General features: G+C 71.4%; 18 protein-coding genes and 1 pseudogene. 10 read left to right on the top strand and 9 right to left on the bottom strand.

What is annotated here, in order from left to right; genetic code table 11:
* Positions 1–27: 27 nt before the first annotated feature.
* Entirely contained in the window at positions 28–687 is a 660-nt protein-coding gene (locus tag AQJ84_RS26120) for a TetR/AcrR family transcriptional regulator (RefSeq protein WP_030044180.1), read from the bottom strand.
* A gap of 194 nt (positions 688–881) precedes the next feature.
* Here AQJ84_RS26120 and AQJ84_RS26115 point away from each other — a divergent pair, with 194 nt between their 5' ends.
* Both AQJ84_RS26115 and AQJ84_RS26110 read left to right on the top strand, forming a co-directional pair.
* Entirely contained in the window at positions 882–2363 is a 1482-nt protein-coding gene (locus AQJ84_RS26115; protein ID WP_030044179.1) for an MFS transporter, read from the top strand.
* A 214-nt stretch (positions 2364–2577) separates the two neighbouring features.
* Positions 2578–3172: pseudogene (locus AQJ84_RS26110) on the top strand (LuxR C-terminal-related transcriptional regulator); the annotation flags it as partial.
* Positions 3173–3175: 3 nt separating this feature from the next.
* On the opposite strand, the gene AQJ84_RS26105 reads toward AQJ84_RS26110, so the two are convergent.
* Positions 3176–3865: a TetR/AcrR family transcriptional regulator gene (locus AQJ84_RS26105; protein WP_030044177.1), complete on the bottom strand. Its 690-nt coding sequence runs from the start codon at positions 3863–3865 to the stop codon at positions 3176–3178.
* Positions 3866–3979: 114 nt separating this feature from the next.
* On the opposite strand from AQJ84_RS26105, the gene AQJ84_RS26100 reads away from it, so the two are divergent.
* The 4 genes from AQJ84_RS26100 (at position 3980) to hemC (ending at position 7851) form a co-directional block, all read left to right on the top strand.
* Positions 3980–4729 carry an SDR family oxidoreductase gene (locus AQJ84_RS26100; RefSeq protein WP_030044176.1) on the top strand — a complete coding sequence of 250 codons (750 nt, stop codon included), beginning with the start codon at positions 3980–3982 and terminating at the stop codon, positions 4727–4729.
* A gap of 132 nt (positions 4730–4861) precedes the next feature.
* On the top strand, positions 4862–5842 hold the full coding sequence (locus AQJ84_RS26095) for an ATP-dependent DNA ligase (RefSeq protein ID WP_030044175.1): 981 nt from the start codon (positions 4862–4864) through the stop codon (positions 5840–5842).
* A gap of 143 nt (positions 5843–5985) precedes the next feature.
* Positions 5986–6762 (top strand): NPP1 family protein, encoded by a 777-nt coding sequence (locus tag AQJ84_RS26090; RefSeq protein WP_053192716.1) that lies wholly within the window; start codon positions 5986–5988, stop codon positions 6760–6762.
* A gap of 153 nt (positions 6763–6915) precedes the next feature.
* Entirely contained in the window at positions 6916–7851 is a 936-nt protein-coding gene (hemC, locus tag AQJ84_RS26085; RefSeq protein WP_030044173.1) for a hydroxymethylbilane synthase, read from the top strand.
* 12 nt (positions 7852–7863) lie between these two features.
* On the opposite strand, the gene AQJ84_RS26080 is transcribed toward hemC, so the two are convergent.
* The 4 genes from AQJ84_RS26080 to AQJ84_RS26065 form a co-directional block, all read right to left on the bottom strand.
* On the bottom strand, positions 7864–8379 hold the full coding sequence (locus tag AQJ84_RS26080) for a hypothetical protein (RefSeq protein WP_030044172.1): 516 nt from the start codon (positions 8377–8379) through the stop codon (positions 7864–7866).
* A 191-nt stretch (positions 8380–8570) separates the two neighbouring features.
* Positions 8571–9431: an ABC transporter permease gene (locus AQJ84_RS26075; RefSeq protein WP_030044171.1), complete on the bottom strand. Its 861-nt coding sequence runs from the start codon at positions 9429–9431 to the stop codon at positions 8571–8573.
* Entirely contained in the window at positions 9391–10230 is an 840-nt protein-coding gene (locus AQJ84_RS26070) for an ATP-binding cassette domain-containing protein (protein WP_030044170.1), read from the bottom strand. Before AQJ84_RS26070 ends, AQJ84_RS26075 begins: the two co-directional genes overlap by 41 nt.
* Entirely contained in the window at positions 10227–10682 is a 456-nt protein-coding gene (locus tag AQJ84_RS26065) for a MarR family winged helix-turn-helix transcriptional regulator (RefSeq protein WP_030044169.1), read from the bottom strand. The genes AQJ84_RS26070 and AQJ84_RS26065 overlap by 4 nt, the downstream gene beginning before the upstream one ends.
* 276 nt (positions 10683–10958) lie before the next feature.
* Between AQJ84_RS26065 and AQJ84_RS26060 the strand changes: the two genes are divergently transcribed.
* A complete protein-coding gene (locus AQJ84_RS26060) occupies positions 10959–11774 on the top strand; it encodes an RNA polymerase sigma factor SigF (protein WP_030044168.1) in 816 nt (271 codons plus the stop codon).
* Positions 11775–11801: 27 nt separating this feature from the next.
* Here the strand turns inward: AQJ84_RS26060 and AQJ84_RS26055 are convergent, their stop codons facing one another.
* The gene (locus AQJ84_RS26055; RefSeq protein ID WP_030044167.1) at positions 11802–12134 is read right to left on the bottom strand and encodes an ANTAR domain-containing protein; all 333 of its coding nucleotides are present in this window, start codon (positions 12132–12134) and stop codon (positions 11802–11804) included.
* Positions 12135–12301: 167 nt separating this feature from the next.
* Between AQJ84_RS26055 and AQJ84_RS26050 the strand changes: the two genes are divergently transcribed.
* On the top strand, positions 12302–13105 hold the full coding sequence (locus AQJ84_RS26050) for a VOC family protein (protein ID WP_030044166.1): 804 nt from the start codon (positions 12302–12304) through the stop codon (positions 13103–13105).
* Positions 13106–13300: 195 nt separating this feature from the next.
* Here the strand turns inward: AQJ84_RS26050 and glgX are convergent, their stop codons facing one another.
* Together glgX and AQJ84_RS26040 are read right to left on the bottom strand one after the other, a co-directional pair.
* On the bottom strand, positions 13301–15493 hold the full coding sequence (gene glgX / locus AQJ84_RS26045; RefSeq protein ID WP_030044165.1) for a glycogen debranching protein GlgX: 2193 nt from the start codon (positions 15491–15493) through the stop codon (positions 13301–13303).
* Complete coding sequence (locus AQJ84_RS26040; protein WP_030044164.1) at positions 15490–16002, bottom strand: hypothetical protein; 513 nt, start codon at positions 16000–16002, stop codon at positions 15490–15492. The genes glgX and AQJ84_RS26040 overlap by 4 nt, the downstream gene beginning before the upstream one ends.
* A 320-nt stretch (positions 16003–16322) precedes the next feature.
* Between AQJ84_RS26040 and AQJ84_RS26035 the strand changes: the two genes are divergently transcribed.
* Positions 16323–16622, top strand: coding sequence for a DUF5133 domain-containing protein (locus tag AQJ84_RS26035; protein ID WP_030044163.1), 300 nt, complete (start codon positions 16323–16325; stop codon positions 16620–16622).
* Positions 16623–16694: 72 nt separating this feature from the next.
* A partial coding sequence (locus AQJ84_RS26030; protein ID WP_159042798.1) for a maltotransferase domain-containing protein occupies positions 16695–17189 on the top strand: 495 nt, incomplete at its 3' end.

Here is a 17189-nt window from a genome sequence, read left to right as displayed (position 1 = left end):
CCCACCCTACCGCGCTGCTTGCCTAACTCAAGTAATTCGGCTTCCTCGGGTGACCGGTGCCAGCCACATGCCGACCACCGCGTCCACCAGCCCGGTGGCGGCGTCGTCCCAGTTGGCGCGGGGGGTGGGGGTGTTCTCGGCGAGGGCGCGCTCCCGCTCCGCGGACACGTGCACCACGAGATGGCGGACCATGTCACCGCGCTCGGCCTTGACCTCGGCGGGCAGCTCGGGCAGACAGCGTCGCACCCCCTCGACGATCTGCCGCATGGAGGGCGAGGCGAGAGACTCCTCCGCCATGATCTGCCGCAGCGCCGGATCGGTCATCACCTGCGCGCAGAACCGCGCGTACCAGGTGGGGCTGCCCAGCGCCGCGAGGTGTTCGGGGACCGGGCGCACCAGGCAGTCCACCCAGTCGCGTACGTCGGTGGAGTCGCCGATGCCGGCCAGCAGCCGGGCGCGGATCTCCTCGATCAGCGCCGCGTGCTTGCGGATGATCGCCCGCACCAGGTCGGCCTTGGTACCGAAGTGGTAGCCCACCGCGGCGTTGTTGCCCTGCCCGGCGGCCTCGCTGACCTGACGGTTGGACACCGCGTACACGCCGTGCTCGGCGAACAGCCGCTCCGCCGTGGCCAGGATCAGCTCCCGCGTCGCGCTGACCTGTTCGGCCCGTACCGTCCTGCCCGCCATGACCACCCATCACCACCGCACCGGGACCTCTGACACCCGCGGGACGGCCGGCCCTTCGAGCCGCCCCCGGCCTGCCGCCCGAGCGGCGGCACCGGTACCGAAGCCTACGCAAGCGGACGGAGCGTCTAAGGTAAGTCAGTCAGTTGATTTAATTCTTCCCGAGTTCCCTGTCCGCGCGCCTCCGGAGGCTTTGCATGTCCGACGCCCTTGCCACACCGACCGACACAGGGAGCGGCACGCCGCCGGGTTCCGGCGCCGTCGTGGCGGTACTGGCCTTTTCCGGGATCGTCGTCGCGCTGATGCAGACCCTGGTCATCCCGATCGTCCCCGAGCTGCCCAGACTCCTGGACGCCCCGGCCTCGGACACCGCCTGGGCCGTCACCGCCACCCTGCTCGCCGCGGCCGTCGCCACCCCGGTCGTCGGCCGGCTCGGCGACATGTTCGGCAAACGTCGCATGCTCCTGGTCAGCGTCGTGATGCTGGTGGCCGGGTCGGTGGTCTGCGCGCTCAGCGACTCCCTGGTGCCGATGATCATGGGCCGGGCGATGCAGGGGCTGGCCTCGGGGGTCATCCCGCTGGGCATCAGCATCATGCGGGACGAGCTGCCCGCCGAACGGCTGGCCGGCTCGACGGCCCTGATGAGCGCCTCCCTCGGCGTGGGCGGCGCCCTGGGCCTGCCCACGGCCGCGCTGATCGCCGACAACTTCGACTGGCACGTGCTGTTCTGGGCCTCCGCCGCGATGGGTGTGATCGCCTTCGCGCTCGTCGTGTCGCTGGTCCCGGAGTCGAAGGTGCGTGCCGGCGGCCGCTTCGACCTGGTCGGCGCCCTCGGTATGGCGACGGGGCTGATCTGTCTGCTGCTGGCCATCTCCAAGGGCGCCGACTGGGGCTGGACCAGCGGCACCACGCTCGGCCTGTTCGCCACGGCCGTGCTCGTCCTGCTCGCCTGGGGCGTCTTCGAGCTGCGCACCCCCCAGCCGCTGGTGGACCTGCGCACCACCGCCCGCCGTCAGGTGCTGGTGACCAACCTGGCGTCGATCGCGATCGGTTTCTCCATGTTCGCGATGTCCCTGGTGCTTCCGCAGCTCCTCCAGCTGCCCGAGCAGACCGGTTACGGTCTCGGCAGGTCCCTGCTGACCGCGGGTCTGGTGATGGCCCCGTCCGGCCTGGTGATGATGGCGACCGCCCCGGTCTCCGCCGCCGTCTCCAAGGCCAGGGGGCCGAAGGTGACGCTGATGATCGGTGCGGTGATCGTGGCCTGCGGGTACGGCCTGAACATCGTGCTGATGTCCGAGGTGTGGCACCTGGTCCTGGTCTCCTGTGTGATCGGCGCCGGCATCGGCTTCACGTACGGCTCGATGCCCGCCCTGATCATGGGCGCGGTGCCCGCGAGCGAGACGGCCGCGGCCAACAGCCTCAACACCCTGATGCGCTCCATCGGCACCTCGGTCGCCAGCGCCATCGCGGGCGTCGTCCTCTCCCAGATGACCATCAGCCTCGGCGGCTACGCCCTGCCGTCGGAGAGCGGGTTCAAGACGGTGATGGCCATCGGCGCGGGCGCCGCCCTTCTCGCCTTCGTGATCGCCTCGTTCATCCCCGGCCGACGGCCCGAGGCCACGGCCGGCGTCGCGCCGGCGACCGTGGAGCCGACGGCGGGCGCGCCCTCGGCGAAGTGAGGGCGCGCGGCTGATCCCGGCCGGACGGACTTCCCACGGGCCGGTGGTGCGGCTGCCGCACCACCGGCCCGTGCCGTACTGCCCGCGAAGGAGGCGCGCCTCGCCCCGTACTGCGTTTCGAGTAGCGCGGAACGCCGACCGGCGCACGACGACGTGGCGGCCTGCTCCCAGGGAGGCTTGGGGTGCGGCCGGGACCCGGTGGGAAGACCTCCGCGCCATGGCCACCGACGGCGCCGAGGCGGTCGACCTGGCCCGGCTCCACCGCCCCGACGTCGTCCTGATGGACATCCGCATGCCCGGCACCATCGGGCTGACCACCACGTCCGTGATCTGCGCGGACCCCGAGCTGTCCGGTACGCGGGTGCTGATCCTCGCCACGTTCGAGATCGACGAGTACGTGGCTCAGGCCCTGCGGGCCGGCGCGAGCGGCTTCCTCGGCAAGGACGTCACCGCCAAGGCGCTCCTCGCCGGCGTCCGCACCGTGGCCGCCGGCGACGCCCTCCTCACCCCCCGGCGCCACCCGCACCGTCATCACCCGGTTCCTGGCCGCACCGGGGCTCGGGACCCGGCTGGTGGCGTCGAAGGACCTCGCCGTGCTCACCACCCGCGAGCGCGAGGTGATGGCCTGGGTCGCGGAGGGGCACTCCAGCGACGAGATCGCCGAGAAGCTCCACGTCAGCCCGCTGACCGTACGTACCCACGTGCATCGCGCGATGACGAAGCTTGGCGCCCGGGACCGGGCCCAACTGGTGGTCATGGCCTACCAGTCGGGCCTCGTGCAGGCGCTGGCGCCGACCACGGACCGCTGAGGCTCAGCTCTCGGTGAGTTTCCCCAGCCACTGCTGCAACAGGGCTGATTCCGCGGGCGTGAAGGCCGGCGGGACGTCGGCGCGTAGCCGGGCGGCCAGGGTGGCGGCCGCGACGGGCACCGGGTTCTCCGGCACCGGCGCGGCCCCCTCGGCGGGCCGGGTCAGCGAATCGAGCACCGCGTCGCGCAGCCGGTCGGAGAACTGCGCGTCGGGGTACTGCTCCGGTCTGGTGAGCATCGACAGCGCCGCTCCGACGTTGGCCGACATGACGATTCGGGTGGCGAGTACGGGCGGCACGGTCAGCCGCCCGGCGGCCGCGCACCGTTCGAGGATGCCGTGCAGCAGGTCGTGCGCCTCACGGGCCGCAGCGGGCGGCGCGGTCAGTTCGGGCGAGTACATCAGGCGGTAGTGGTTGGGGTGCTCCAGCGCGAAGCGCATGTGGTTGTCCCAGCCGCTTTTGAGGTCCGCCACCGGGTCGTCACCGGGGCGGGCCGCACGCTTGGAGGCGAGATACCGCTCGAAGCCCCGGTCGACGACGGCTGCCAGCAACCCGGCCTTGTCGCCGAAGAGCCGGTAGAGCATCGGCGCGCCCACACCGGCCGCCTCGCACACGGCACGCGTGGAGACATCGGCGACCGGTGCCTCGGCCAGCAGCTCCGCGGCCGCTTCCAGGATCTTTTCCCTCGCGTCCATGCCCTCACGGTACGCCATCCGTAGCGGCGATACGAGAGAGGACTTACCACCGCTACGCCCTCGTGTTACTGTCGATACGAGAACACCGTAACGTCGCTAACAAGGGATGCGGTCATGACCACTCACTCCGACACGGACCGGCGCGTCGCCCTCGTGACCGGCGGGTCGCGCGGCATCGGCCGACAGATCGCCCAGCGGCTCGCCGCCGACGGATTCGCGGTCGTCGTCGGATACGCGGGCGACAAGGACGCGGCGACCGACGCCGTGCGCACCATCGAGGCAGCCGGCGGCAGGGCCATCGCCGCCCGCGCGGACGTCGCCGACGAGACCGAGGTCTCGGCCCTCTTCGACCTGGCGGAAACCACCTACGGCGGAGTCGACACGGTGGTGCACTCCGCGGGCCGGATGCTCCTGTCTCCCGTGGTAGACCTCGATCTCGCGGAGCTCGACGCCCTGTACCGCACCAACATCCGCGGCACCTTCGTCGTCGACCAGCAGGCCGCGCGCCGACTGCGCCCGGGCGGAGCCCTCGTCAACCTCTCCAGCTCGGTCGTCGCACTGGCCTTCCCGGGCTACGGCGCCTACGCCGCGAGCAAGGGCGCGACCGAGGCGCTGACGTTGGTCCTCGCCCGTGAGCTGCGCGGCCGTGACGTGACCGTCAACGCCGTGGCGCCCGGCCCCACCGCCACCGACCTGTTCCTCGACGGCAAGGACGAGGAGACCGTCGCCCGCCTCGCCGCGCAACCCCCGCTGGAGCGCCTGGGCACGCCGGAGGACATCGCCAACGTCGTGTCCTTCCTGGTGAGCCCGGCGGGCCACTGGATCAACGGGCAGGTGCTGCGAGCCAACGGCGGCATCATCTGACCCGGACGCCCCGCCTGGAGGGCGCACGCGAGTCCGGGCCCGGCCCGTGGACAGCACCCGTGGACAGCGCCGTTCAGGGGAAACCGGCGGGGAGGGCGCGTGGCGGCGGGCGGCCCGGTCGACAACTGACCCGTGAGCCTCCCGCTGATCGCTCCCATGCTCGCCACCCCCGGCACCCTGCCGCCCGCCGCCCAGGACGCGCGGTGGGCGTACGAGACCAAGCAGGACGGCCAGCGGGTGGTGGTCTACCTGGCCGGGGACGGCACCGTCGTGCTGCGCGCCCGGTCCGGGGAGGTCGTCACCGTCGCCTACCCCGAGCTGCTGCCCCTCGGCCACGCGCTCGGCGCCACGCCGGCCGTGCTGGACGGGGAGGTCATGGCGCTGGACGAACAGGGCCGCGCCGACTTCCAGTTGCTCCAGTCCAGGATGGGACTCGTGCAGGCGCCCGGCAGGGCGGCCCGCCGGGCGGCGGAGGTCCCCGTCCACCTCGTGCTGTTCGACGTGATGCATCTGGGCCGGCGCCCCCTCGTCGCCCTCCCCTACACGCGTCGGCGGACCGCGCTGGAGGAGCTGGGCCTGACCGGCCCCTACTGGTCCACTCCGGGCGCGCTCGTCGGCCACGGCGAACAGGCCCTCCGGGCCACCCGCGAGCACGGCCTGGAGGGTCTGGTCTGCAAGCGGCTGGACTCGGTGTACGAGCCGGGGGTGCGTTCGCGCGCCTGGATCAAGATCCGGAACATGCGCAGCGAGGATGTCGTCGTGGGCGGCTGGCTGCCCGGCAAGGGGCGGCTCACGGGGCTGCCGGGAGCCGTGCTCGTCGGCCAGCGGGCCGGCGGACGACTGCGGTACGTCGGCGGTGTCGGCACCGGCTGGAGCGAGACGGAGCGCGAACAGCTCGCCGCCCTGCTGCGCGCCGCGGAGACGGACCGGTGCCCCTTCGATCCCGCACCCCGGGTTCCGGGCGCCCGCTGGGTGCTCCCCCGGCTGGTCGGCGAGGTCCGCTACAGCACCCGCACCCGCGCCGGGCTGCTGCGCCAGCCCTCCTGGCTGCGACTGCGGCCGGACCTCGCACCCGAGGAGTCGGCGGCCGACCTGCCGGACGACCTCGTCTGACACCTCGTCGAGATCCAACTGTTGGGACGACCGTAACCGGAGTGACGCTCCCACCCCCTTGGCGTGGACATGAAAACCAGGGAAGCTGAACCTCCCTTTCCGCAACAGCCGTTGGGCTGCGCCCGCACCAGGAGGAGGACGCAGTGTCGTCTACGTCGTTCAAGGCACACCGCAGGCGATGGGTCACCGGACTGGTCGGGGCCGCCACGCTCGTCGTGGCCTTCCCCGGCGCCGCCTTCGCGGCCCCGCCCACCGCGTTGCCCGCCAACGCCGAAGCCGCCGAGAACACCTATCTGCCGGCCTTCGACTACGACACGGACGGCTGCTACTCCACGCCGGCCATCGGCCCCGACGGCACGGTCAACGGCGGCCTCAACCCGACCGGCGCCCTCAACGGGCAGTGCCGCGACGCCTCGGACCTCGACAACACCAACAGCTACTCGCGCTCCAAGTGCAACAACGGCTGGTGCGCCTACATGTACGGCCTGTATTTCGAGAAGGACCAAGCCGTAGCGGGCAGCAGCATCGGCGGGCACCGCCACGACTGGGAGCACGCCGTCGTCTGGGTCCAGAACGGCCAGGTGCAGTACGTCTCGACGTCCAACCACGGCTCGTTCACCGTCACCGCGGCCTCCGGGGTCCGCTTCGACGGCACCCACGCCAAGATCGTCTACCACAAGGACGGCGTCAGCACGCACTGCTTCCGCCTGGCGAACTCGAGCGACGAGCCGCCGGAGAACCACAAGGGCACCTGGCAGTACCCGCCGCTGGTCGGCTGGAACGGCTACCCGTCGGGCCTGCGCGACAAGCTGAGCGCGTACGACTTCGGCAGCGCCAACTTCGGTCTCAAGGACGGCAACTTCAACGCCCACCTGAGCTCCGCCAAGCCCTCCGGGATCGCCTTCGACCCGAACGCCTGAACGGACCCCGGTCCGAGCGCGGCACGTGGGCACCACCGCTCACGTGCCGCGCCGCACGTACGCCCGGGAGGCCGGGGTGCCGTGCGGCACACAGATGCGCAGCGAGGGGCGATACGGCACGAGAGCACCGCCGGGAGGGTCTATCGTGGCCGCATGTCCGTGCCCGAACTGATCCGTATCGTCTCCCGCGACTCGCCCATGGCGCTCGCCCAAGTGGAGCGAGTCCGCGCCGAGTTGACAGCCCTCCACCCCGGTGTGCGCACCGAGGTCGTGCCGGTGAAGACGACCGGCGACAAGTGGATGGGAGATCTGTCCCAGGTCGAGGGAAAGGGGGCGTTCACCAAGGAGGTGGACGCCGCGCTGCTGGCCGGCGAGGCGGATCTCGCGGTGCACTGTGTCAAGGACGTGCCCGCCGACCGGCCGCTCCCGGCCGGCACCACGTTCGCCGCGTTCCTGAAGCGGGACGACATCCGGGACGCCCTCGTGCACCCCGGCGGCCTCACCCTGGACGAGCTCCCGGCGGGCACCCGGATCGGCACCTCCTCGGTGCGCCGGGTCGCGCAGCTGGCCGCCACCCACCCGGAGCTGGAGTGCGTGCCGTTCCGCGGCAACGCCAACCGGCGGCTGGCGAAGCTCGCGGCCGGTGAGGCGGACGCGCTGCTGCTCGCGGTGTCCGGCCTTGAGCGGATCGAACGGCAGGACGTGATCAGCGAGATCCTCTCCCCCGAGACGATGATGCCGCCGATCGGCGCGGGCATCCTCGCCCTGCAGTGCCGCCAGGACGACAGCGAGCTCATCGACGCGGTCAGCGGGCTCGGCGATCCGGACACCCACCGGGAGGCGACCGCCGAGCGCATGTTCCTGCACGTCCTGCAGGGCCACTGCAACAGCCCCATCGCCGGGTACGCACGTGTGGACCGCAGCGGGGAACTGTCCCTGCGGGCCTGTGTGTTCACCCCGGACGGCAAGGTCCGGCTGAATGCCCACGAGTGGGCGGGCCGTCTCGACCCTGCCACCCTCGGCACCTCGGTCGCCGTGGCCCTGCTGCGTCAGGGCGCCCGCGAGATCATCGACGGCATTCCGCACTGACGCCGTCGGCCGTCAGGCGGTGCCTTCCTCGGCCTGGTCCCGCAGGAAGTTGCTCACCTGGCAGGCGAGGCCGTCGCGCACCGGCCCGGTGCCGACGGCCCCCTCGTGCAGTCCGATGCCGCCCGCCCACAGCCGTCGGTCGGCCCACTCGTCGTCGACGCGCAGCTGGATCTGGACGTCCACCAGGCTCAGGGATGCCTCCGGGCCCGCCGCGTACAGCAGGGCGGTCGCCCGGCGCAGCGGATAGACGTCGAAGCCCTCGATGAACTGCGAGTTGCGCCAGTCGATGAAGGCGCTCTCCCCGTCGGGGCCGATCCGCACGTCGATCTGGCCGTCCTCCAGGTGGATGGTGGAGTGGCGGCTGCCTCGGTTCTCGACGGTCACACGGAGCCGGAAGTACCTCAGCCCCTCGGCTGCGTCGTCCCGTCCGCGGGGCGGCTCTGCCGCCTCCAGGCGATGGACGCGGACACGCAGACCGGCATGCTCGTCGTACTCCTGCCAGTCCCCGACCACGTTCGGCTCGTACACAATCCACCTCTCGACCCTCAGAGAGCTGCTTCCTATCTGTGTGCTCAGCGCACTGTCAAATGAGCGGAATGCGCTGTGGCCAGCCGATTCATCCCCTTGATCGGTGATCAAGCCGTGCGCAGGAAGAATCCGCCAACCGGTCGGACGGCCGGATTCGCCCGCGTGCCGCACATCACTTTCCGGCCGCGTGTTCAGCGAGCCAGTCGCCCCAGGAGGGAGGAGGCCGCGGTGATGCCGAGAGCGGCGGCGACGATCAGTACCGCGAAGTCGAGCGCGAGGTGCGCGGGCGTACCCAGAAGGAGGCCGCGCAGGGCGTCCACTTGGTAGCTCAGCGGGTTGACCTTGCTGACCGTCCGGAGCCAGCCCGGCATGACGGACAGCGGGTAGAGGGCGTTGGAACCGAAGAACAGCGGCATGGTGATCGCCTGCCCGATACCCATCAGCCGGTCGCGGCTGAGGACGATGCCGGCGATGGTCATCGACAGACAGGAGAAGAAGACGGACCCGAGGACCACCGCCGCCGCCACACCCAGGAGTTCGAGCGGGTTCCAGGTCAGGGACACGCCGAGCAGCGCGGCGATGACGACGACCACGACGGCCTGGATCAGCGACTTCACGCCGGCCGCGAAGGCCTTGCCGGTGACCAGTGCCGAGCGCGGGGTCGGGGTGACGAGCAGCTTGTTCAGAATCCCGGCGTCCCGCTCCCAGATGATCTGGATGCCGTAGAAGATGGCGATGAACATCGCCGACTGGGCGATGATGCCGGGGGCGAGGTAGTCGACGTAGGGGATGCCGTCGGTGGGGATCGCCTTGATGCGGGTGAAGGTCTGGCCGAAGATCAGCAGCCACAGGGCCGGCTGGATGGCCCGGGTGTACAGCTCGGTGCGGTCGTGGCGCAGTTTCTGCAGTTCGACGGCGCACATCGCCACCACGCGGGTGGGCAGCAGCCGCCAGCCCGCACGGGGCTCGGGCGGGCTCAGCAGCAGGCCGATGCCCTTCTCACGGGCGCGGTCAGCCGACGCGACGGGCGGTGCGACGGGTGCTTCGGACATCGCGGAACTCTCCTGACTGGTCGTCGAGACCGCTGCCGGCGACGTCCCGGAAGACGTCCTCGAGGGTGGGCAGCGGGTCCGTTGCCTTCGCGCCCCGGCGCTCACCGAGTCCCTGCCGCAGTTCGCTGGGGGTGCCGAGGGCCCGGACCCGGCCGCGGTGCATCAGACCGACCCGGTCGCAGTACTGGTCGGCCTCGTCCATGTAGTGGGTGGTCACGAGCACGGTCATGCCGGTGGCCGCGCGCACGGCGTTGATGTGCTCCCACACGCCGGTCCGGGCGATCGGGTCGAGGCCGATGGTCGGCTCGTCGAGGATCAGCAGACGCGGGGCGCTGACCAGCGCCTGTGCGAGTTCGAGGCGGCGGATCATGCCGCCGGAGTAGGTGCCGGCCAGCCGGTCGGCGGCCTCGGACAGGTCGACCGCGGCCAGGGCCTGTGCGACGCGTTCGGCGCGCTCGCTTCGGTGCACGTCGAAGACGCGGGCGAAGAGGGCGACGTTCTCGCGGCCGGTGAGGCCCGCGTCGGCGGACAGCTGCTGCGGCACATAGCCGAGCAGACGGCGTACGGCCATCGCCTCCCTGGCGGCGTCGCGGCCGAAGACGTGGACCATCCGGGCCGGGACCGGCAGCAGGGTGGTGATGCAGCGGATGGCGGTGGTCTTCCCGGCACCGTTGGGCCCCAGCAGCCCGAAGACCTCGCCCCGCACCACGGTGAGGTCGAGCCCGTCGACCGCGTTGGTCTCACCGAAGGAGTAGGTGAGCCCGGTACAGGCGACGGCCTCGTCAGCGTCCCGTGTCATGACTCCTCGGCCTCCTCGCGCACGTTGACGGCGAGCTCGCGCAGCGCCGGGAGCGCGGCCCGCAGCGCCTCCCGGTCGGCCGCGTCCAGCCGGGCCACCTGGCGTCGTACGAGATCGGCGCGGCGCTCGCGCCACTCGTTCAGCCGAGCCCCCGCCGCCGGGGTGGGCATCAGTCGGGCGGCCCGCCGGTCGGCCGGGTCGGCCTCGCGCACCAGGTAGCCCTGCCGGGACAACTGGTTGACCAGCGTCGAGACCGAGTTGCCGGCCAGGCACAGATGCCTGGCGGCGTCGGAGATCCCGATACCGGGGCGGTCCACGACGAGGCGCAGCAGCTCCACCCCGGCGCCGCGCAGCGGAGGGCCGGACATGTCAGGGCGCAGGCGCCGCCGGATCAGCCGCTGGACACCGACGAGCGCGTCGGCCAGTTCCTCGGGAAAGGTCTCTGGTTCCACGCCGAGGAGATTATCTCTTTAGCAGAGGTAACTACCCCAACGACGGGTCAAGGCCCGGCCATCACTCGGCGATACGCCTTCCGTCGCATTCCGTCACCATATGGGGTGAATTGTTTCGATCTCGCCCGTGGCGGGAATTGGCTCATCAGTGCTTCGGACAGGAGGCACGTCCGAGGGAGCCGCCCTACCCGGCCCCGGGTGTCCTGCCGTCAGGGTCCGAACCCGCGCCTCCCCCGGTGTCTGTCCATCCAGCACCTGCTGAGGGAGGCGCGCAGTATGCCTGTCACTGGCAGAACGAAGCCGCACCCGCACGAAGACGCCCCCGACACCGCCGCCGACTTCGCCCGGCTCGCGGATCTGCCCGACGGCCCGGTCCGCAAGGCGCTCCGGGACGAGCTGATCGAGCTCTGGCTGCCCATGGCCGAGCGGATCGCCGTCCGCTTCCGGGGGCGCGGCGAGTCCCTCGATGACCTCTACCAGGTGGCCGCCCTCGGACTCGTCAAGTCCGTCGACCACTACGACCCGGAGCGGGGCTGCGCCTTCGAGGCCTACGCCGTGCCGACGATCACCGGCGAGATCAAGCGCCACTTCCGGGATCACATGTGGACACTGCATGTGCCCCGCCGCGTCCAGGACCTCCGCAACCGGGTGCGCCAGGCAGCACGGGAACTGTCCCAGACCACCCCGGGCCGGGCGCCGACCCTGGCCGAGGTCGCCGAGTTCGCGCACATGAGCGAGGACGAGGCCCGCACCGGGATGGAGGCCCTGGAGTGCTTCACCGCACTGTCGCTGGAGGCCGAGATGCCCGGCACCGACGGGTACGCCCTAAGCGACGCACTCGGCGGCCCGGACCCCGCCTTCGACACCATCGTCGACCGGGTGGCCGTCCGCCCCTGCCTGGAGGCACTGCCCGAACGCGAGCGGACCATCCTCTACCTGCGCTTCTTCCGCGGCATGACCCAGAGCCGGATCGCGGAGCAGCTCGGCATCTCGCAGATGCACGTCTCCCGGCTGCTCAGCAGCTGCTTCGACCAGCTGCGCGACGAGATCCTCGCCGAGACGGAGGTCAAGGCCGAGGCCGAGACCGGGTGAGCCCGCGGGACGCCCTCCGTTGCGCCGTCACTCCTGCGGCGCCCCCGGAATCTGCGTGGGTCCGTAGCGGTCGAGGGCGTCCTCCAGCTCGGCGCGGATCTCCGGGGGCATCTCCCCGGCCCGCCCCCACAGAAGGATCATGTCGGCGACGTTCCGCAGCTTGATGTTGGTGTGCTGGGAGACCTCCTTCAGCACCTGCCAGCCCTCGTCGGGCGTGACCCTGCCGAGCACCACCACCATGCCGATCGCCTGGTCCACGACGGCGTGCGAGGCGACCGCCTCCTTGAGCTGGTCGATCTCCTCCTGCAGCGCGAAGACGCGGTCCGACTCGTCGGCGGGTTCGTTCGGGGCTCCTGGCACCGTTCCATCCTGTCATCGAGCGCACCCCGCGCCACCTGGGCGGGCGCGCGAATCGCGTCGTTTCGCCGCCGCCACCGGGGTACTCGGCAGGCGCCCCGGGCGGTTCCGGTCGGACACTGGAGGAAGGACCCGTGGCCCCCGGCCGACGCGAGCAGGACAGGACTGTCATGAACCACGACGTGCGACCAACCAGCGCCACCAAGGACGTCCTGTCCACGCACTCCGTGTTCGGCGCGCCCTGCTGGGTGAGTCTGACCAGCCGTGACCAGAAGGCCACGGAGGAGTTCTACACGGCCGTGCTGGGCTGGGAGTGGCAGTCGGCCAAACTCGGCGACCGTTTCCGGGTCGCGCTCGCGGACGGCACTCCGGTGGCCGGGATCGCCGCGGTCGCCTCCATGTGGCAGATGGCGGTGGCCTGGACGCCGTACTTCGCGGTCCCCAGCGCCGACGAGGCGGTGGCGCGGGCACAGGAGCGCGGCGGTACGACGGCGGTGGGACCGCTGTCCTTCCCGCCCGGGCGGGCGGCGCTGCTCGCCGACCGGGACGGCGCGACCTTCGGCATCTGGGAGGGCGAACTCGTCGCCGACTGGGAGAGCTGGCGCGAGGCGCAGCCGGCCTTCATCCGGCTCCACACGCGTGACGCCTTCGACGCCGCCATCTTCTACGGCGAGGTCTTCGAGTGGGCGTCGGATCGGCCCGGCTGCTGCGAGGTCCGCTACGAGGGCGGCGAGGTCGTCCTGCGCAGCCGGGGCGACGTGGTGGCGCGCATCGAGTCGGGCGCGCTCGGCTCGGCACCCGACCCCTCCATCCGGCCGCACTGGCAGGTCCACTTCGCGGTCGCGGACGTGGCGGCCTGCGCGCGGGCCGCCGAGGTGCACGGCGGCAGCGTCCTGTCGAAGGGCCTCGAGGAGGCCGTGCTGCGCGACCCTGACGGCGCGCAGTTCACGGTGACCTCGCGGCGCGAGCGGTGACCGCCGGGCGCTGAGCGCTCCCTCCAGCGGGCGTTCGTCCCTCACCCCGTCCGCTTCACACGCCGCCGAGCGCCCGCACCACCAGGCCTGGCAGCCGCCCGGGCGCCCGCATCCGGCTCCGTCCCGCGCATCGACGCCTCGGTCATCACACGTGCCCCCGAGCGGCTTCCGCTCGGGGGCACGTGGTCGGTGGGGTCAGTCCGCCGCTCGGGGCGCTCGCCGCCCTCGGGAACGAGGAGAAGTCGGGGTGGCGACCGTCGGTGGTCTCGACAGCAGGACCAGGCTGCGGGCCTCGACCGTCATCACCGTGCCGGCCTTGTGCTCGGACTCGTCGGCGCCCTGGGGTTCGGCGGTGTCGACCAGGGTCGTCCACCGTTCGCCGTAGGTGGCGTCGGGCAGGCGGAAGTCCACCGGTTCCCAGTACCCGTTGAGCAGGAGCAGGAAGGAGTCGTCGACCACGGGGTTGCCGCACGGGTCGGGCTCGGCGATGGCGTCGCCGTTGAGGAAGACGCCGACCGAGTGCGCGTCGGAGCGCTGCCAGTCCTCCTCGGTCATCTCGCGTGCGTCCGGCAGCAGCCACACCAGGTCGGGCAGCGGCTGGCCGGCGTGGGTCGGGGTCTCGCCGCGGAAGAAGCGGCGCCGGCGCAGCACCGGGTGCTCGGTGCGCAGCCGGATGACGTGCCGGGTGAAGTCGTTGAGCGCGCTCTGTTCCCCGCTCAGCCGCCAGTCGATCCAGGAGATCTCGTTGTCCTGGCAGTAGGCGTTGTTGTTGCCGCCCTGGGTGCGGCCCAGTTCGTCGCCGTGGCAGAGCATCGGGATGCCCTGCGACAGCAGCAGCGTGGCGAGGAAGTTGCGCTGCTGGCGGGCGCGCAGTTCGAGCACGGCGGGGTCGCCGGTGTCGCCCTCGGCGCCGCAGTTCCAGGACCGGTTGGTGCTCTCGCCGTCCGCGTTGTCCTCGCCGTTGGCCTCGTTGCGCTTGTCGTTGTACGAGACGAGGTCGCGCAGCGTGAACCCGTCGTGCGCGGTGACGAAGTTGACGCTGGCGCGCGGTCGGCGACGGCTGTGCTGGTACAGGTCGGAGGATCCGGTCAGCCGGGAGGCGAACTCGCCGAGCGTGTGCGGTTCGCCGCGCCAGAAGTCGCGTACGGCGTCCCGGTACATGCCGTTCCACTCCGACCACAGGGGCGGGAAGTTGCCCACCTGGTAGCCGCCCTCGCCGACGTCCCACGGCTCGGCGATGAGCTTGACGCGGCTGATCACCGGGTCCTGCTGGATGAGGTCGAAGAACGCCGACAGGCGGTCCACCTCGTGGAACTGCCGGGCCAGGGTGGCCGCGAGGTCGAAGCGGAACCCGTCGACGTGCATGTCGGTGACCCAGTACCGCAGCGAGTCCATGATCAGCTGAAGGACGTAGGGGTGCCGCATCAGCAGGCTGTTGCCGGTGCCGGTGGTGTCGTAGTAGTGCCCCCAGTCGCCGTCCACCAGACGGTAGTAGGAGGCGTTGTCGATGCCGCGGAAGGACAGCGTGGGGCCCTTCTCGTTGCCCTCGGCGGTGTGGTTGTAGACGACGTCGAGGATCACCTCGAGGCCCGCCTCGTGCAGCGCCTTCACCATCGACTTGAACTCGGTCACCTGCTGGCCGCGGGTGCCGTGGGCGGCGTAGGCGTTGTGCGGGGCGAAGAACCCGATGGTGTTGTAGCCCCAGTAGTTGGACAGGCCTCGGTCCATGAGGACGCCGTCCTGCACGAACTGGTGCACCGGCATCAGCTCGACGGCGGTCACCCCGAGCGTGGTCAGGTGCTCGACGACCGCCGGGTGTGCGAGACCGGCGTAGGTGCCACGGAGCTCGGGCGGGACGTCGGGGTGGGTTCGGGTGAGGCCCCGGACGTGGGCCTCGTAGATCACACTGTCGGCGTAAGGCCGCCGCAGGGGCCGGTCGTCGCCCCAGTCGAAGGCCGGGTCGGTGACCACGCCGAGCATGGTGTGCCCGGCGCTGTCGCCCGGGGACGGCCCGCCGGGGGTCCGCTCGAAGAGCGAGGCGTGGTTGTCGACCTGCCCGTCGACCGCCCTGGCGTACGGGTCGAGAAGGAGCTTGGCCGGGTTGCAGCGGTGCCCGAGGGACGGCTGCCAGGGGCCGTGCACCCGAAAACCGTAGCGCTGGCCGGGTCCCACGCCGGGCAGGTAGCAGTGCCACACGAAACCGTCGACCTCGGTCATCGGTACGTCGCGGTGCTTGCCGTCGTCGTCGACGAGAACCAGGTCGACCTGCTCGGCGACCTCGCTGAACACGGCGAAGTTGGTGCCGTTGCCGTCGTGGTCCGCGCCCAACGGGAAGGGGTGCCCGCTCCAGACGGGCACCCCTTCCCGGTGCGGTCGGCGCGCGGTCACCGCGCGTCCTCCAGCACGCCGTCCGGTGTGCTCGCGGGCCCGGCCAGGGCCGCCACGGGCACCTCGCGCGGCACCTGGAGCACCTCGCGCAGGCTGGGCGCAGGCGCCGTCGGCACGAGCGGGACCCGCTCGCCGGCACGGGCGCGCTGCGAGAACCAGATGACCTTGCTGCCGGTGTCGGTGGCGCAGCAGCCCCAGCCGTCGCTCATCGCGGCGATGCTCTCCAGGCAGCCGCGCAGGTCCTGGTCCGGGCGCAGGTCGCAGTCGTTCTCACCGATGGCGGTGATGAGGTGCTGGCCGTTCCACCACATCTCGATCGACGTGTTCTTGTCCGTGGCGTGCTCGTCGATGGCCCTGAGCAGCAGTTCGGCGCCGTGGCAGACGGGTGACACCAGGATCTCCAGGTCCCAGTACCGGAGGTGTGCGGCCAGGATGCGCGTGACCTGTCCGACACGTTCCGGACTCACCTCCACGTCGAGGTGGTAGTAGCAGGGCGATGCGGTCTTCATCGTCGTTGGCTCCTCACCGGCGAAGCTCTCGCTTCCCCTCGCCCCCTGCGGGGCCTTGGGCCCCGAACACGAAGCGTGAGCACTGATCGCTTCCGAGTCACCACAAGAGTGGGGGTGGTACGCCATTCGTGCAACACGAGCGAGTGGCGAGGTGACGGGAGCCCCTGTGCTGGTTGAAGCTCCAACAAGACGCTGAGTCGTTACCCGTGCACCATGTGTGAAGACCTCGATGCCCGTAACGGATCCGTGTGCGCCCGCGCGCGGCCGCCGCCCGACGGTCGGGAGACGCGCCATCGAGCCCTTGGAAGGTGAACGGCACCATGCTGCTGCCGGCCAAAGCCGAAGTGGCCCGCCAACTGCGGCGGTACCGGGCGTGGGAACGCATGATGCTCGCGTCCCCCTCCGACCGCAGGCTGCGGGCCACGTTCGAGGACTCGGGCTACACCCTCTGCGTGCTGATGGGCAAGCGCTGCGCGCGTGAGGCCGCGGACGCCGCCGAACGCTATCTGCGGAGCACTCTGGTCGCCTACCTCCAGGAGGAGGGTGAGCGGCCCCGTACCAGGGCCCTGGCGAGACGGGGCCCGCCGGTCGTGGACCGGCGTTCTCCAGCGGGGAGGTAGCCACCTTCCGGCGCAGCTTGGATCCCCGGCCGGGCCACGGGCCCGGCCTCGAGCACGGCGGAGGTGTATTTCATGAGTTCGACCCAGGCCGTCGGCCGCATTCCGGTACGTGACGTCCGGCCTGTCGTGGACAGCGGCAGGCGTCCGGCGAAGGCAGTCGTGGACGAGACGTTCGAGGTCACCGCGACCGTGTTCCGTGAAGGCCACGACGCGGTCGCCTGCAACGTGGTCCTGACCGACCCGGAAGGCGGCCACGGCCCGTGGACGCCGATGCGGGAACTGGCCCCCGGCTCCGACCGCTGGGGCGCGGAGGTGTCCGCCGGGGCTCCGGGCCGCTGGACGTACCGCGTCGAGGCGTGGGGCGATCCGCTGACCACCTGGCGCCGCGTCGCCGGCATAAAGGTCCCGGCCGGTATCGACACCGGGCTGGTCCTGGAGGAGGGCGCCGACCTGTACGAGCGGGCGGCGGCCGGGGTACCGCAGGGCCCGGAGCGCTTGGCGGTGCTGGCCGCCGTGGAGACGCTGCGCAACGACATCCTGCCGGTCGCGACGCGGCTGGCGGCGGCA

It is taken from the genome of Streptomyces resistomycificus, assembly GCF_001514265.1.
GTDB classification, from domain to species: domain Bacteria; phylum Actinomycetota; class Actinomycetes; order Streptomycetales; family Streptomycetaceae; genus Streptomyces; species Streptomyces resistomycificus.
Note: the sequence above shows the minus strand (reverse complement) of the source record. Positions and strands in the feature narration are given on the sequence as shown.